The organism is Vibrio metoecus, assembly GCF_009665255.1.
In the GTDB taxonomy this organism is placed as follows: Bacteria; Pseudomonadota; Gammaproteobacteria; order Enterobacterales; family Vibrionaceae; genus Vibrio; species Vibrio metoecus_B.
Genome location: NZ_CP035686.1, coordinates 2,669,514 through 2,686,866 on the forward strand (window position 1 = coordinate 2,669,514; position 17,353 = coordinate 2,686,866).

The 17,353-nt window shown below is 50.2% G+C and carries 5 protein-coding genes, 5 tRNA genes, 5 rRNA genes and 1 pseudogene; 2 read left to right on the top strand and 14 right to left on the bottom strand.

The window, feature by feature from the left end; translation table 11 throughout:
• Nucleotides 1-54: 54 nt before the first annotated feature.
• From EPB59_RS12130 to EPB59_RS12195, 14 genes and pseudogenes are all read right to left on the bottom strand, one after another.
• A 23S ribosomal RNA gene (locus EPB59_RS12130) occupies nt 55-2,941 on the bottom strand.
• Between the two features lie 286 nt (nt 2,942-3,227).
• Nucleotides 3,228-3,303 (bottom strand) — tRNA-Ala (locus EPB59_RS12135).
• An 8-nt stretch (nt 3,304-3,311) separates the two neighbouring features.
• Nucleotides 3,312-3,388: transfer RNA gene (locus EPB59_RS12140), tRNA-Ile, on the bottom strand.
• Between the two features lie 62 nt (nt 3,389-3,450).
• Nucleotides 3,451-4,993, bottom strand: a 16S ribosomal RNA gene (locus EPB59_RS12145).
• Nucleotides 4,994-5,332: 339 nt separating this feature from the next.
• Nucleotides 5,333-5,448, bottom strand: a 5S ribosomal RNA gene (gene rrf / locus EPB59_RS12150).
• 92 nt (nt 5,449-5,540) lie between these two features.
• A 23S ribosomal RNA gene (locus EPB59_RS12155) occupies nt 5,541-8,427 on the bottom strand.
• Between the two features lie 343 nt (nt 8,428-8,770).
• Nucleotides 8,771-8,846 (bottom strand) — tRNA-Val (locus EPB59_RS12160).
• Nucleotides 8,847-8,876: 30 nt separating this feature from the next.
• Nucleotides 8,877-8,952: transfer RNA gene (locus EPB59_RS12165), tRNA-Lys, on the bottom strand.
• Between the two features lie 19 nt (nt 8,953-8,971).
• Nucleotides 8,972-9,047 (bottom strand) — tRNA-Glu (locus tag EPB59_RS12170).
• A gap of 68 nt (nt 9,048-9,115) precedes the next feature.
• Nucleotides 9,116-10,658, bottom strand: a 16S ribosomal RNA gene (locus tag EPB59_RS12175).
• Together the 16S, 23S and 5S rRNA genes with 5 tRNA genes alongside form the textbook arrangement of a ribosomal RNA operon.
• A gap of 162 nt (nt 10,659-10,820) precedes the next feature.
• The gene (locus tag EPB59_RS12180; RefSeq protein ID WP_154172977.1) at nt 10,821-10,961 is read right to left on the bottom strand and encodes a hypothetical protein; all 141 of its coding nucleotides are present in this window, start codon (nt 10,959-10,961) and stop codon (nt 10,821-10,823) included.
• Between the two features lie 147 nt (nt 10,962-11,108).
• Nucleotides 11,109-11,633 carry a menaquinone-dependent protoporphyrinogen IX dehydrogenase gene (gene hemG, locus EPB59_RS12185; RefSeq protein WP_154172979.1) on the bottom strand — a complete coding sequence of 175 codons (525 nt, stop codon included), beginning with the start codon at nt 11,631-11,633 and terminating at the stop codon, nt 11,109-11,111.
• Between the two features lie 22 nt (nt 11,634-11,655).
• Nucleotides 11,656-13,113: a TrkH family potassium uptake protein gene (locus tag EPB59_RS12190; protein WP_055051957.1), complete on the bottom strand. Its 1,458-nt coding sequence runs from the start codon at nt 13,111-13,113 to the stop codon at nt 11,656-11,658.
• A 19-nt stretch (nt 13,114-13,132) separates the two neighbouring features.
• Nucleotides 13,133-13,767 (bottom strand): annotated as a pseudogene (locus tag EPB59_RS12195) (YigZ family protein).
• A 215-nt stretch (nt 13,768-13,982) separates the two neighbouring features.
• Between EPB59_RS12195 and fadB the strand changes: the two are divergent.
• Complete coding sequence (gene fadB / locus EPB59_RS12200; RefSeq protein WP_154172981.1) at nt 13,983-16,154, top strand: fatty acid oxidation complex subunit alpha FadB; 2,172 nt, start codon at nt 13,983-13,985, stop codon at nt 16,152-16,154.
• A gap of 26 nt (nt 16,155-16,180) precedes the next feature.
• Nucleotides 16,181-17,344: an acetyl-CoA C-acyltransferase FadA gene (gene fadA / locus EPB59_RS12205; protein WP_154172983.1), complete on the top strand. Its 1,164-nt coding sequence runs from the start codon at nt 16,181-16,183 to the stop codon at nt 17,342-17,344.
• Nucleotides 17,345-17,353: the final 9 nt, after the last annotated feature.

A 17,353-nucleotide genomic window follows, 5' to 3' on the forward strand; every position in this document is an offset into this window, starting at 1 on the left:
ACACATTCTTATGCGCTTAGCTTTGAGTCCACTACAAAACCCCTTGGGTGTTGTATGGTTAAGCCTCACGGGCAATTAGTACAGGTTAGCTCAACGCCTCACAACGCTTACACACCCTGCCTATCAACGTTCTAGTCTCGAACAACCCTTTAGGATACTTAAAGTATCAGGGAAGACTCATCTCAGGGCTCGCTTCCCGCTTAGATGCTTTCAGCGGTTATCGATTCCGAACTTAGCTACCGGGCAATGCGTCTGGCGACACAACCCGAACACCAGAGGTTCGTCCACTCCGGTCCTCTCGTACTAGGAGCAGCCCCCTTCAATCTTCCAACGCCCACGGCAGATAGGGACCGAACTGTCTCACGACGTTCTAAACCCAGCTCGCGTACCACTTTAAATGGCGAACAGCCATACCCTTGGGACCGACTTCAGCCCCAGGATGTGATGAGCCGACATCGAGGTGCCAAACACCGCCGTCGATATGAACTCTTGGGCGGTATCAGCCTGTTATCCCCGGAGTACCTTTTATCCGTTGAGCGATGGCCCTTCCATACAGAACCACCGGATCACTATGACCTGCTTTCGCACCTGCTCGAACCGTCATTCTCGCAGTTAAGCGGGCTTATGCCATTGCACTAACCTCACGATGTCCAACCGTGATTAGCCCACCTTCGTGCTCCTCCGTTACTCTTTGGGAGGAGACCGCCCCAGTCAAACTACCCACCAGGCACTGTCCTCAACCCAGATAATGGGTCTAAGTTAGAACATCAAACATACAAGGGTGGTATTTCAAGGACGGCTCCAACGCAACTGGCGTCACGTCTTCATAGCCTCCCACCTATCCTACACATGTAGGTTCAATGTTCAGTGCCAAGCTGTAGTAAAGGTTCACGGGGTCTTTCCGTCTAGCCGCGGGTACACTGCATCTTCACAGCGATTTCAATTTCACTGAGTCTCGGGTGGAGACAGCGTGGCCATCATTACGCCATTCGTGCAGGTCGGAACTTACCCGACAAGGAATTTCGCTACCTTAGGACCGTTATAGTTACGGCCGCCGTTTACCGGGGCTTCGATCAAGAGCTTCGCTTACGCTAACCCCATCAATTAACCTTCCGGCACCGGGCAGGCGTCACACCGTATACGTCATCTTGCGATTTTGCACAGTGCTGTGTTTTTAATAAACAGTTGCAGCCACCTGGTATCTGCGACTCTCGTCAGCTCCATCCGCGAGGGACTTCACCATCAAGAGCGTACCTTCTCCCGAAGTTACGGTACCATTTTGCCTAGTTCCTTCACCCGAGTTCTCTCAAGCGCCTTGGTATTCTCTACCCGACCACCTGTGTCGGTTTGGGGTACGATTCCATCAAATCTGAAGCTTAGAGGCTTTTCCTGGAAGCATGGCATCAATGACTTCACTACCGTAGTAGCTCGACGTCGTGTCTCAGCCTTAAAAAGAGCCGGATTTACCTAACTCTTAAGCCTACGCACTTGAACCAGGACAACCGTCGCCTGGCCCACCTAGCCTTCTCCGTCCCCCCATCGCAATTTGATTGAGTACGGGAATATTAACCCGTTTCCCATCGACTACGCTTTTCAGCCTCGCCTTAGGGGTCGACTCACCCTGCCCCGATTAACGTTGGACAGGAACCCTTGGTCTTCCGGCGGGGAGGTTTTTCACCCCCCTTGTCGTTACTCATGTCAGCATTCGCACTTCTGATACCTCCAGCAAACCTTACGATTCACCTTCAACGGCTTACAGAACGCTCCCCTACCCAATGTCCAAAGGACATTGCCGCAGCTTCGGTGTATTGCTTAGCCCCGTTACATCTTCCGCGCAGGCCGACTCGACTAGTGAGCTATTACGCTTTCTTTAAATGATGGCTGCTTCTAAGCCAACATCCTAGCTGTCTGAGCCTTCCCACATCGTTTCCCACTTAGCAATACTTTGGGACCTTAGCTGGCGGTCTGGGTTGTTTCCCTCTCCACGACGGACGTTAGCACCCGCCGTGTGTCTCCCGGATAGTACTTACTGGTATTCGGAGTTTGCAAAGGGTTGGTAAGTCGGGATGACCCCCTAGCCTTAACAGTGCTCTACCCCCAGTAGTATTCGTCCGAGGCGCTACCTAAATAGCTTTCGGGGAGAACCAGCTATCTCCGAGTTTGATTGGCCTTTCACCCCTAGCCACAAGTCATCCGCTAATTTTTCAACATTAGTCGGTTCGGTCCTCCAGTTGATGTTACTCAACCTTCAACCTGCCCATGGCTAGATCACCCGGTTTCGGGTCTATATCCAGAGACTGAGCGCCCAGTTAAGACTCGCTTTCGCTACGGCTCCCCTATACGGTTAACCTTGCCACTGAATATAAGTCGCTGACCCATTATACAAAAGGTACGCAGTCACACCACGAAGGTGCTCCTACTGCTTGTACGTACACGGTTTCAGGTTCTATTTCACTCCCCTCACAGGGGTTCTTTTCGCCTTTCCCTCACGGTACTGGTTCACTATCGGTCAGTCAGGAGTATTTAGCCTTGGAGGATGGTCCCCCCATATTCAGACAGGATATCACGTGTCCCGCCCTACTCGATTTCACGCTCGATGAAGCGTCGGTTACGGGGCTATCACCCTGTATCGCCAAGCTTTCCAGCTTGTTCACCTACTTCACCGAGTGCTTAAGGGCTAATCCAGGTTCGCTCGCCGCTACTACCGGAATCTCGGTTGATTTCTTCTCCTCGGGGTACTTAGATGTTTCAGTTCCCCCGGTTTGCTCTGTTAACCTATGTATTCAGTTAACAGTAACTGCTTATGCAGTTGGGTTTCCCCATTCGGAAATCGCAGACTCAAACGGCTCTTACTGCCTTATCTGCGCTTATCGCAAGTTAGTACGTCCTTCATCGCCTCTGACTGCCCAGGCATCCACCGTGTACGCTTAGTCACTTAACCATACAACCCGAAGGAGTTTCGGGTTGTTGTTTAAACAACCTAAGTTGTCTCGCGTTTAATTTACATGAGTGCGAGACAGATTTTGCCGGACTCAAATTTGAACAAGACCGAAGTCTTATTCGATACCAAGCACACTTGAATGTGTTGTTGGTGTTTATCTTTCGATAAACATTGAGAACTTTACAAACAACAATAAATTGTTGTTTTGTCAGCTTTCCAAATTGTTAAAGAGCAAGATTCAAAGAATGAACCATTTTTAAACATTCTCAGCGAAAACGCTTAAAGATGGTGGAGTTATGCGGGATCGAACCGCAGACCTCCTGCGTGCAAGGCAGGCGCTCTCCCAGCTGAGCTATAACCCCATCGTTAGTGGTGGGTCTGAGTGGACTCGAACCACCGACCTTACGCTTATCAGGCGTACGCTCTAACCACCTGAGCTACAGACCCACTTAATGCTCAAATCTAAACCGAATCAATCTGTGTGGACACTCATCACGATAACCATCGTGTAAGGAGGTGATCCAGCGCCAGGTTCCCCTAGCGCTACCTTGTTACGACTTCACCCCAGTCATGAACCACAAAGTGGCAAGCGTCCTCCCGAAGGTTAAACTACCTGCTTCTTTTGCAGCCCACTCCCATGGTGTGACGGGCGGTGTGTACAAGGCCCGGGAACGTATTCACCGCAACATTCTGATTTGCGATTACTAGCGATTCCGACTTCATGGAGTCGAGTTGCAGACTCCAATCCGGACTACGACGTACTTTGTGAGATTCGCTCCACCTCGCGGTATCGCTGCCCTCTGTATACGCCATTGTAGCACGTGTGTAGCCCTACTCGTAAGGGCCATGATGACTTGACGTCGTCCCCACCTTCCTCCGGTTTATCACCGGCAGTCTCCCTGGAGTTCCCACCATTACGTGCTGGCAAACAAGGATAAGGGTTGCGCTCGTTGCGGGACTTAACCCAACATTTCACAACACGAGCTGACGACAGCCATGCAGCACCTGTCTCAGAGTTCCCGAAGGCACTCCAGCGTCTCCGCTAGATTCTCTGGATGTCAAGAGTAGGTAAGGTTCTTCGCGTTGCATCGAATTAAACCACATGCTCCACCGCTTGTGCGGGCCCCCGTCAATTCATTTGAGTTTTAATCTTGCGACCGTACTCCCCAGGCGGTCTACTTAACGCGTTAGCTCCGAAAGCCACGACTCTAGGTCACAACCTCCAAGTAGACATCGTTTACGGCGTGGACTACCAGGGTATCTAATCCTGTTTGCTCCCCACGCTTTCGCATCTGAGTGTCAGTATCTGTCCAGGGGGCCGCCTTCGCCACCGGTATTCCTTCAGATCTCTACGCATTTCACCGCTACACCTGAAATTCTACCCCCCTCTACAGTACTCTAGCTTGTCAGTTTCAAATGCGATTCCTAGGTTGAGCCCAGGGCTTTCACATCTGACTTAACAAACCACCTGCATGCGCTTTACGCCCAGTAATTCCGATTAACGCTTGCACCCTCCGTATTACCGCGGCTGCTGGCACGGAGTTAGCCGGTGCTTCTTCTGTAGGTAACGTCAAATGATTAAGGTATTAGCTTAACCACCTTCCTCCCTACTGAAAGTACTTTACAACCCGAAGGCCTTCTTCATACACGCGGCATGGCTGCATCAGGCTTGCGCCCATTGTGCAATATTCCCCACTGCTGCCTCCCGTAGGAGTCTGGACCGTGTCTCAGTTCCAGTGTGGCTGATCATCCTCTCAGACCAGCTAGGGATCGTCGCCTTGGTGAGCCCTTACCTCACCAACTAGCTAATCCCACCTGGGCATATCCGGTAGCGCAAGGCCCGAAGGTCCCCTGCTTTGCTCTTACGAGGTTATGCGGTATTAGCCATCGTTTCCAATGGTTATCCCCCTCTACCGGGCAATTTCCCAGGCATTACTCACCCGTCCGCCGCTCGCCACCCAAGGAACAAGTTCCTCTGTGCTGCCGCTCGACTTGCATGTGTTAGGCCTGCCGCCAGCGTTCAATCTGAGCCATGATCAAACTCTTCAATTAAAAGTTTTTGAAGCTTTCGCTTCGGCTCAATGAATACTGATACTCTCTTTCGAGAGTGAATTGACTGTGCTGAATGATTGCTCATTCAAATGGTCACTCAGTTCATTGATAAATCTTTTGCGATTATCATCAACGAGTGCCCACACAGATTGATTGGTTTATATTGTTAAAGAGCTTGGCTTTCAGTGCCTTAGCACGTCAGCGAGGTGCGTATAATACGCTTCCCACTTTGAAAGTCAACATAAAACTCTAAAATTTTTAGAACTTTATGGTGACTCGTCTATTGCTAGACCAGTCGGACCTTTTGTCTTCACTTTTAAAAAGTGAAAATAAATAGGAGCCTGGCGATGTTCTACTCTCACATGGGGAAACCCCACACTACCATCGACGCTGTTTCGTTTCACTTCTGAGTTCGGGATGGAGTCAGGTGGGTCCAAAACGCTATGGTCGCCAAGCAAAATTTTAAAATCTGGAAAGCTGTTTTCGTTCTCACACACATTCTTATGCGCTTAGCTTTGAGTCCACTACAAAACCCCTTGGGTGTTGTATGGTTAAGCCTCACGGGCAATTAGTACAGGTTAGCTCAACGCCTCACAACGCTTACACACCCTGCCTATCAACGTTCTAGTCTCGAACAACCCTTTAGGACAGTTAAACTGTCAGGGAAGACTCATCTCAGGGCTCGCTTCCCGCTTAGATGCTTTCAGCGGTTATCGATTCCGAACTTAGCTACCGGGCAATGCGTCTGGCGACACAACCCGAACACCAGAGGTTCGTCCACTCCGGTCCTCTCGTACTAGGAGCAGCCCCCTTCAATCTTCCAACGCCCACGGCAGATAGGGACCGAACTGTCTCACGACGTTCTAAACCCAGCTCGCGTACCACTTTAAATGGCGAACAGCCATACCCTTGGGACCGACTTCAGCCCCAGGATGTGATGAGCCGACATCGAGGTGCCAAACACCGCCGTCGATATGAACTCTTGGGCGGTATCAGCCTGTTATCCCCGGAGTACCTTTTATCCGTTGAGCGATGGCCCTTCCATACAGAACCACCGGATCACTATGACCTGCTTTCGCACCTGCTCGAACCGTCATTCTCGCAGTTAAGCGGGCTTATGCCATTGCACTAACCTCACGATGTCCAACCGTGATTAGCCCACCTTCGTGCTCCTCCGTTACTCTTTGGGAGGAGACCGCCCCAGTCAAACTACCCACCAGGCACTGTCCTCAACCCAGATAATGGGTCTAAGTTAGAACATCAAACATACAAGGGTGGTATTTCAAGGACGGCTCCAACGCAACTAGCGTCACGTCTTCATAGCCTCCCACCTATCCTACACATGTAGGTTCAATGTTCAGTGCCAAGCTGTAGTAAAGGTTCACGGGGTCTTTCCGTCTAGCCGCGGGTACACTGCATCTTCACAGCGATTTCAATTTCACTGAGTCTCGGGTGGAGACAGCGTGGCCATCATTACGCCATTCGTGCAGGTCGGAACTTACCCGACAAGGAATTTCGCTACCTTAGGACCGTTATAGTTACGGCCGCCGTTTACCGGGGCTTCGATCAAGAGCTTCGCTTACGCTAACCCCATCAATTAACCTTCCGGCACCGGGCAGGCGTCACACCGTATACGTCATCTTGCGATTTTGCACAGTGCTGTGTTTTTAATAAACAGTTGCAGCCACCTGGTATCTGCGACTCTCGTCAGCTCCATCCGCGAGGGACTTCACCATCAAGAGCGTACCTTCTCCCGAAGTTACGGTACCATTTTGCCTAGTTCCTTCACCCGAGTTCTCTCAAGCGCCTTGGTATTCTCTACCCGACCACCTGTGTCGGTTTGGGGTACGATTCCATCAAATCTGAAGCTTAGAGGCTTTTCCTGGAAGCATGGCATCAATGACTTCACACCCGTAGGTGCTCGACGTCGTGTCTCAGCCTTAAAAAGAGCCGGATTTACCTAACTCTTAAGCCTACGCACTTGAACCAGGACAACCGTCGCCTGGCCCACCTAGCCTTCTCCGTCCCCCCATCGCAATTTGATTGAGTACGGGAATATTAACCCGTTTCCCATCGACTACGCCTTTCGGCCTCGCCTTAGGGGTCGACTCACCCTGCCCCGATTAACGTTGGACAGGAACCCTTGGTCTTCCGGCGGGGAGGTTTTTCACCCCCCTTGTCGTTACTCATGTCAGCATTCGCACTTCTGATACCTCCAGCAAACCTTACGATTCACCTTCAACGGCTTACAGAACGCTCCCCTACCCAATGCCCAAAGGACATTGCCGCAGCTTCGGTGTATTGCTTAGCCCCGTTACATCTTCCGCGCAGGCCGACTCGACTAGTGAGCTATTACGCTTTCTTTAAATGATGGCTGCTTCTAAGCCAACATCCTAGCTGTCTGAGCCTTCCCACATCGTTTCCCACTTAGCAATACTTTGGGACCTTAGCTGGCGGTCTGGGTTGTTTCCCTCTCCACGACGGACGTTAGCACCCGCCGTGTGTCTCCCGGATAGTACTTACTGGTATTCGGAGTTTGCAAAGGGTTGGTAAGTCGGGATGACCCCCTAGCCTTAACAGTGCTCTACCCCCAGTAGTATTCGTCCGAGGCGCTACCTAAATAGCTTTCGGGGAGAACCAGCTATCTCCGAGTTTGATTGGCCTTTCACCCCTAGCCACAAGTCATCCGCTAATTTTTCAACATTAGTCGGTTCGGTCCTCCAGTTGATGTTACTCAACCTTCAACCTGCCCATGGCTAGATCACCCGGTTTCGGGTCTATATCCAGAGACTGAGCGCCCAGTTAAGACTCGCTTTCGCTACGGCTCCCCTATACGGTTAACCTTGCCACTGAATATAAGTCGCTGACCCATTATACAAAAGGTACGCAGTCACACCACGAAGGTGCTCCTACTGCTTGTACGTACACGGTTTCAGGTTCTATTTCACTCCCCTCACAGGGGTTCTTTTCGCCTTTCCCTCACGGTACTGGTTCACTATCGGTCAGTCAGGAGTATTTAGCCTTGGAGGATGGTCCCCCCATATTCAGACAGGATATCACGTGTCCCGCCCTACTCGATTTCACGCTCGATGAAGCGTCGGTTACGGGGCTATCACCCTGTATCGCCAAGCTTTCCAGCTTGTTCACCTACTTCACCGAGTGCTTAAGGGCTAATCCAGGTTCGCTCGCCGCTACTACCGGAATCTCGGTTGATTTCTTCTCCTCGGGGTACTTAGATGTTTCAGTTCCCCCGGTTTGCTCTGTTAACCTATGTATTCAGTTAACAGTAACTGCTTATGCAGTTGGGTTTCCCCATTCGGAAATCGCAGACTCAAACGGCTCTTACTGCCTTATCTGCGCTTATCGCAAGTTAGTACGTCCTTCATCGCCTCTGACTGCCCAGGCATCCACCGTGTACGCTTAGTCACTTAACCATACAACCCGAAGGAGTTTCGGGTTGTTGTTTAAACAACCTAAGTTGTCTCGCGTTTAATTTACATGAGTGCGAGACAGATTTTGCCGGACTCAAATTTTGAACAAGACCGAAGTCTTATTCGATACCAAGCACACTTGAATGTGTTGTTGGTGTTTATCTTTCGATAAACATTGAGAACTTTACAAACAACAATAAATTGTTGTTTTGTCAGCTTTCCAAATTGTTAAAGAGCAAAGTATTTCTTATCACTAAGAACCACTTTTTAAGGACTTTCGGCGGCAAAAATCCGAACCACGCAGCTTTTGGTGGTTTGGAAGTTCATTCCAAAAATACTTAAAGAGTGGTGGGCGATACCGGGTTCGAACCAGTGACCCCCTGCTTGTAAGGCAGGTGCTCTCCCAACTGAGCTAATCGCCCACATGTTTTACTTCCTGTGGAGGAAGATAATGGTGGGTCGTGCAGGATTCGAACCTGCGACCAATTGATTAAAAGTCAACTGCTCTACCGACTGAGCTAACGACCCCCTAACTTCGCAACGGAAGTGGTATCCCGTAGGGGAGTCGAACCCCTGTTACCGCCGTGAAAGGGCGGTGTCCTAGGCCTCTAGACGAACGGGACACTAAGATACTCTTCTCTAATCTAAACCGAATCAATCTGTGTGGACACTCATCACGATAACCATCGTGTAAGGAGGTGATCCAGCGCCAGGTTCCCCTAGCGCTACCTTGTTACGACTTCACCCCAGTCATGAACCACAAAGTGGCAAGCGTCCTCCCGAAGGTTAAACTACCTGCTTCTTTTGCAGCCCACTCCCATGGTGTGACGGGCGGTGTGTACAAGGCCCGGGAACGTATTCACCGCAACATTCTGATTTGCGATTACTAGCGATTCCGACTTCATGGAGTCGAGTTGCAGACTCCAATCCGGACTACGACGTACTTTGTGAGATTCGCTCCACCTCGCGGTATCGCTGCCCTCTGTATACGCCATTGTAGCACGTGTGTAGCCCTACTCGTAAGGGCCATGATGACTTGACGTCGTCCCCACCTTCCTCCGGTTTATCACCGGCAGTCTCCCTGGAGTTCCCACCATTACGTGCTGGCAAACAAGGATAAGGGTTGCGCTCGTTGCGGGACTTAACCCAACATTTCACAACACGAGCTGACGACAGCCATGCAGCACCTGTCTCAGAGTTCCCGAAGGCACTCCAGCGTCTCCGCTAGATTCTCTGGATGTCAAGAGTAGGTAAGGTTCTTCGCGTTGCATCGAATTAAACCACATGCTCCACCGCTTGTGCGGGCCCCCGTCAATTCATTTGAGTTTTAATCTTGCGACCGTACTCCCCAGGCGGTCTACTTAACGCGTTAGCTCCGAAAGCCACGACTCTAGGTCACAACCTCCAAGTAGACATCGTTTACGGCGTGGACTACCAGGGTATCTAATCCTGTTTGCTCCCCACGCTTTCGCATCTGAGTGTCAGTATCTGTCCAGGGGGCCGCCTTCGCCACCGGTATTCCTTCAGATCTCTACGCATTTCACCGCTACACCTGAAATTCTACCCCCCTCTACAGTACTCTAGCTTGTCAGTTTCAAATGCGATTCCTAGGTTGAGCCCAGGGCTTTCACATCTGACTTAACAAACCACCTGCATGCGCTTTACGCCCAGTAATTCCGATTAACGCTTGCACCCTCCGTATTACCGCGGCTGCTGGCACGGAGTTAGCCGGTGCTTCTTCTGTAGGTAACGTCAAATGATTAAGGTATTAGCTTAACCACCTTCCTCCCTACTGAAAGTACTTTACAACCCGAAGGCCTTCTTCATACACGCGGCATGGCTGCATCAGGCTTGCGCCCATTGTGCAATATTCCCCACTGCTGCCTCCCGTAGGAGTCTGGACCGTGTCTCAGTTCCAGTGTGGCTGATCATCCTCTCAGACCAGCTAGGGATCGTCGCCTTGGTGAGCCCTTACCTCACCAACTAGCTAATCCCACCTGGGCATATCCGGTAGCGCAAGGCCCGAAGGTCCCCTGCTTTGCTCTTACGAGGTTATGCGGTATTAGCCATCGTTTCCAATGGTTATCCCCCTCTACCGGGCAATTTCCCAGGCATTACTCACCCGTCCGCCGCTCGCCACCCAAGGAACAAGTTCCTCTGTGCTGCCGCTCGACTTGCATGTGTTAGGCCTGCCGCCAGCGTTCAATCTGAGCCATGATCAAACTCTTCAATTAAAAGTTTTTTGAAGCTTTCGCTTCGGCTCAATGAATACTGATAACATTACATAGTAATGTTGAATTGACTGTGCTGAATGATTGCTCATTCAAATGGTCACTCAGTTCATTGATAAATCTTTTTTGATTATCATCAACGAGTGCCCACACAGATTGATTGGTTTATATTGTTAAAGAGCGGTCTTCTTGGCGGTCTGCTTTAGAAGAGGCGGCCATTTTAGCGAGATAAACTGTCGTGTCAAACACTTTTTTCAGTTTATTTTCGTTGGCGATTTCGCCACCTAAAATACCGAACTGAATCACTGCTAACGCTTGTTGCGTCTGCCGTGTCAGTGAGGGCGCATTATAGAGATCTACTTCACACTGACAAGTGTTTTTTTGATTTTTTTTCGTCTTTTTTCACTGTTCGATGAAAAAAGAGTCACCAAGGCCTGAAAGTGATGGTTTTCTCTACCAATTGCGGAATTGTTCGGCAAATTGAGAGACTTTATTCCAGTTGGTGTACTCCACTTCTTTGCTGGTATCCGTTTCTCCACCCGTTAACGTCATAATTAACCGTATCATCATTTTATCGAACCAACGGTAGCGTGGGTAATACAGTGCCCCAGCAAATACGGCGATACGCTCTGGCTGCCAAAGTGACTTTTTCAAGAAGGTTTGAATATAGACACTCCCTTCTGGCGTATCTTTTCCTTGATCTTCTTTTCTCGCAGTGAGATTGACGCAGAAGAAAGCGGCTTTGCTATTCGTCAGCGTCGTGACATGACGTTGAATAAATTGATAGAGCTTTTCATTGAGGCGGCCGTAACGAATCGATGCACCAATCAGGATTTTGTCGTAATCAGTCAACGCAATCTCATTAACCTGATGCAGATCTTGGATATCACAATCGTACTCCGGCATCTGCTGTGCAATACGTTCAATAATTTTCCGCGTTTGGCCTTCTTGGCTTGAGTACAACAGTAACGCTTTCACAGCTCTCTCCTTAGTATTATCACTAACTACGCCAGAATGTCGGCGTAAGCAGAATCAATAGAGTAAATATTTCTAAGCGTCCAAAGAGCATGGACGCAATCAAAATCCACTTAGCTTTGTCATTCACATCCGCAAAGTGTACGGCGACTTCCCCAAGGCCTGGCCCCAAGTTATTCAATGTGGCGGCGACAGCAGAAAATGCGCTGAGCTCATCCATTCCCGTGGCGATGAGTGCAAGCATACACACGACAAACACCAGTGCATAAGCAGAGAAGAAGCCCCATACCGCATCCACGACGCGCTGTGAGAGTGCTCTGCCGCCAAGTTTGATGGGATAGATGGCGCGAGGGTGAACTAAGCGCTTCATTTCCCGAGCCCCTTGTAGGGTAAGTAGCAACACACGGATCACTTTCATGCCACCGCCTGTTGAACCCGCACATCCCCCAATAAAAGACGAGAACAGCAATAACACAGGTAGAAAGAGCGGCCAGTCCGAAAATCCCGTAGTGGTAAACCCTGCCGTGGTCGAAATGGATACGGTTTGAAACAGTGCTTGGTCAAACGCTTGGTAAAAGCTGTCATAAGAGTGATGTTTCAATAAAACAGAAAAGCAGACAACAAACAGCAGAGTTTGAATTACGCAGAAAGCACGGAACTCAGGATCGCGCCAATAGTACTTAGGGTGCACCCCACCTGTAGCAAAAGCCGCGTAGTGCAACGTGAAGTTACATGATGAAATCAGTAAGAAAACTACGGTGATCAGATTTATCGCATAGCTATCGAAGTAACCCATACTGGCATCGTGAGTTGAGAAACCGCCGATGGCGATGGTCGAGAAGCTATGGCAAATCGCATCAAATAAGCTCATTCCCGCTAACCAGAAAGCACTGGCGCAAGCGATGGTTAAGCTCAAGTAGATATACCAAAGCGCTTTGGCGGTTTCTGCAATCCGTGGAGTCACTTTGGTGTCTTTGACTGGCCCAGGGATTTCTGCTCGATACAGCTGCATCCCACCGATGCCAAGCACAGGCAAAATTGCTACGGCGAGTACGATGATCCCCATCCCACCAAACCATTGCAAAAATTGGCGATAGAAAAGGATAGCTTTAGGTAATTCATCTAACCCAACAATCACGGTGGCTCCCGTGGTCGTTAATGCCGAAAAGGATTCGAAAAACGCATCGGTGACTGAAATGTTAGGATCGGCCGCGAGTAAAAAAGGCAGTGAACCAGCGCTGCCGATTACCGTCCAAAACAAAACGACAATTAAAAAGCCATCTCGTGCTTTGAGTTCATGTTTATAGTGGCGGTTTGGAAACCAGAATAAGCCGCCACACAGCAGCAGCACAAAAAAAGTGGAAACAAATGCCACACCCGCTCCATCGCGGTAGATTAAAGCCACCAACGCAGGCGCAAGCATAGAAACGCTAAATAGAGCGAGCAGAAGCCCGACAATACGGATAATTGAACGAAATTGCATTATGGTTTGTGCTGACTCGCTAAGTTCTGGCTGTGTATTCTGGTGAACTTATCACCTGTATTTTTGCGCCACTTTTATTGATCACAGCTTGCAGGAAGGCATCACATTGCAATGCTTCCAATTCCACGACCAACTGTACTTGTTCATTATAGTGAGCCTCCCTTTCCGTGGCTGAAAATTGCGCCATTAAGGAATGGAGTAATGGAATCATGGCGTAGTCTAGCGTCAGGTGCACAGATGTGGTGATTTTTTTCTCAATAGTTTGAAGTCGCTTGAGGGCTTGCTGCACTCCGCCCCATAGGCTTTAACGAGCCCACCAGTTCCTAGCAGTACGCCACCATAGTAACGAGTAACCACCGCAGTGATTTCCCCGACACCACTCCCGCTCAGCTGAGCCAAGATGGGTTTACCCGCAGTACCGGATGGCTCACCATCATCACTAAATCCCCACAACCTAGAATCTTGCGGTCGCCCTGCTACAAACGCCCAGCAATGATGCCGAGCATCAGCATGACGGCGCTTTATCTCTTCGACAAAAGCTTTCGCCGAATCGATCCCAGGAGTATGGGCCAGATACGTAATAAAGAGGCTTTTTTTGATCTCTTCTTCAAACTGAGTGGATTCAGCAGGAATGAGATACGGCTGAAGATTCATGGTTCAAGCACTCAAAAATAAAGTGGCACAGTCTAGCACGATATGCATTTGAAATAACGACTCTCAGCGATAGTGCACAATGTTAAACACTTGTTTAAAAAATGTATTGAAATTCGCCATTCTCCAGTTCACACTGAATTAACTGGTCAAACCAGAATTAACAACAATAACCGCTCTCACACGCAATCACCGATTGTATGTCACGGAGATAGACAATGATTTACCAAGCCAAAACCCTACAGGTAAAGCAACTCGCTAATGGAATTGCCGAGCTCTCTTTCTGTGCTCCTGCTTCCGTTAACAAACTGGATTTACACACACTGGAATCACTCGATAAAGCGTTAGATGCGCTCGCTGCCGATTCCAGTGTCAAAGGCCTCCTACTTAGCTCAGATAAAGAGGCTTTTATCGTCGGCGCTGATATCACCGAATTTCTCGGGCTATTTGCCAAACCGGAAGCAGAATTGGATGAGTGGTTGCAGTTTGCCAATCGCATTTTTAACAAGTTGGAAGATTTACCTTTCCCCACCTTGTCAGCGTTAAAAGGCCACACACTTGGCGGCGGCTGTGAGTGTGTACTCGCCACCGATTTTCGGATTGGTGATGCCACCACCAGCATTGGCTTGCCTGAAACCAAACTGGGCATCATGCCGGGATTTGGCGGAACGGTGCGCCTACCTCGTTTGATTGGCGCAGACAGCGCGATGGAAATCATCACCCAAGGTAAAGCGTGCCGCGCGGAAGAAGCGTTAAAAGTGGGATTACTGGATGCGATTGTCGATAGCGACAAGCTGATCGATTCCGCAATCACCACTTTGACTCAAGCGATTGAAGAGAAGCTGGATTGGCAAAAACGCCGTCAGCAGAAAACCTCAGCACTAACTTTAAGCAAGCTGGAAGCCATGATGAGCTTTACCATGGCGAAAGGTGTGGTGGCTCAGGTGGCAGGCAAACACTATCCAGCACCTATGACCGCGGTAGTAGCGATTGAGGAAGCGGCGCGTTTATCACGCGATGCTGCGCTGGATATCGAGCGCAAACACTTCATCAAGCTCGCCAAATCTACCGAGGCGCAAGCACTGGTTGGTATTTTCCTCAATGATCAATACATCAAAGGCCTAGCCAAACAATCCGCGAAAGCAGCAAGCCAAGACACCCAACACGCTGCCGTGCTCGGCGCGGGCATTATGGGTGGGGGCATCGCGTATCAATCGGCTCTCAAAGGCGTACCTGTGCTAATGAAAGACATTGCACCACACTCTTTAGAGTTGGGCATGACCGAAGCGGCCAAGCTCCTCAACAAACAGTTAGAGCGCGGCAAGATCGATGGTTTCAAAATGGCCGGCATTCTGGCTTCCATCACCCCTTCTCTGCATTACGCTGGAATTGATCGGGCGGATGTGATTGTTGAGGCCGTGGTGGAAAATCCGAAAGTAAAAGCCGCGGTACTGAGCGAAGTGGAAGGATTGGTCGATGCAGAAACGATTCTGACCTCCAACACCTCGACCATTCCCATTAACCTGCTCGCCAAATCACTCAAGCGCCCACAGAACTTCTGCGGTATGCACTTCTTTAACCCTGTGCATCGCATGCCTTTGGTGGAAATCATCCGTGGTGAACACACCTCAGAAGATACCATCAACCGCGTGGTTGCTTATGCGGCGAAAATGGGCAAATCACCGATTGTGGTCAATGACTGCCCAGGATTCTTCGTTAACCGCGTACTCTTCCCTTACTTTGCAGGCTTTAGCCTACTGATGCGTGATGGTGCAAACTTCACCGAAATCGACAAAGTGATGGAGCGTCAATTCGGCTGGCCAATGGGCCCGGCGTATTTGCTTGATGTGGTCGGCATTGATACTGCACACCATGCTCAGGCAGTGATGGCGGAAGGCTTCCCAACTCGCATGGCGAAAAGCGGCCGAGAAGCGATTGATGCCCTGTACGAAGCGAAAAAATTTGGCCAGAAAAATGGCAGCGGCTTCTATCAGTACACCGTTGATAAAAAAGGCAAACCGAAGAAAGCCTTCAGCGATGACGTGCTCGCCATTCTTGCGCCTGTATGCGGCGCACCACAAAGCTTTGACCCACAAACCCTTATCGAACGCACTATGATTCCGATGATTAATGAAGTAGTGCTCTGTCTTGAAGAAGGGATCATCGCCTCCGCGCAAGAAGCTGACATGGCGTTGGTGTACGGTCTTGGCTTCCCTCCGTTCCGTGGTGGTGTATTCCGTTACCTAGATACCATCGGCATCGCCAACTATGTGGCTATGGCGGAAAAATACGCTGACCTCGGCGCGCTCTATCAAGTACCGCAACTGCTGAAGAACATGGCGCAACAAGGAACATCTTTCTACAGCGCTCAGCAAGCCAGTGCCCTGTAAATCGGTTTGGAAAAGGAATGACAAAAATGAATACTGTAGTGATTGTTGATTGCTTGCGTACTCCGATGGGGCGCTCCAAAGGCGGTGCATTTCGCCACCAACGTGCGGAAGATCTTTCAGCACATTTGATGAAGGGCATTCTGGCGCGCAACCCACAGGTCGATCCAAAAGAGATTGAAGACATTTATTGGGGCTGTGTGCAGCAAACGCTTGAACAAGGCTTTAACGTTGCGCGTAACGCAGCGCTGCTTGCGGGTCTGCCAATTGAAATTGGCGCGGTGACCGTAAACCGTTTGTGTGGATCGTCCATGCAAGCGCTGCACGATGCGGCGCGCGCGATTATGGTCGGCGATGCGGAAATCTGTTTAGTGGGCGGTGTCGAGCACATGGGTCACGTGCCAATGACTCACGGCGTTGATTTCCATCCGGGTCTGTCTAAGAACGTGGCCAAAGCAGCGGGAATGATGGGACTGACCGCAGAGATGCTCGGCAAGCTGCATGGTATTAGCCGTCAGCAGCAAGATGAGTTCGCTGCGCGCTCTCATGCGCGTGCCCATGCGGCAACATTAGAAGGTCGCTTTAAAAATGAGATTCTACCAACCGAAGGTCATGCCGCCGATGGTACACTGTTCACCCTCGATTACGATGAAGTGATCCGCCCAGAAACCACTGTGGCGGGATTAGCTGAACTGCGTCCCGTGTTCGATCCGGCCAACGGTACCGTGACCGCGGGAACCTCTTCGGCACTTTCGGATGGTGCTTCAGCGATGTTGGTGATGAGTGAGCAAAAAGCCAAAGCACTCGGTTTAACCATTCGCGCTCGCATTAAAGCGATGGCCGTGGCCGGTTGCGATCCTTCCATCATGGGTTACGGCCCAGTACCTGCGACCCATAAAGCGCTGCAACGTGCGGGCTTAACCATGCAGGATATGGATGTGGTGGAACTGAACGAAGCGTTTGCCGCACAATCTCTACCTTGCGCTAAAGACTTAGGCTTACTGGAGATGATGGATGACAAGGTCAACCTCAATGGCGGCGCGATTGCGCTAGGTCATCCACTAGGTTGTTCGGGTACACGTATCTCAACCACGCTGATCAATTTGATGGAAGCCAAAGATGCGAAATATGGCCTTGCTACCATGTGTATCGGCTTAGGTCAGGGTATTGCGACCATTTTTGAGCGCCCATAACCCTTCCGT

What these genes read in the sequence shown, in the direction of transcription:
- EPB59_RS12190 (WP_055051957.1), bottom strand. Translation starts at nt 13,113, where the DNA reads ATGCAATTTCGTTCAATTATCCGTATTGTCGGGCTTCTGCTCGCTCTA.
- fadB (WP_154172981.1), top strand. Translation starts at nt 13,983, where the DNA reads ATGATTTACCAAGCCAAAACCCTACAGGTAAAGCAACTCGCTAATGGA.
- fadA (WP_154172983.1), top strand. Translation starts at nt 16,181, where the DNA reads ATGAATACTGTAGTGATTGTTGATTGCTTGCGTACTCCGATGGGGCGC.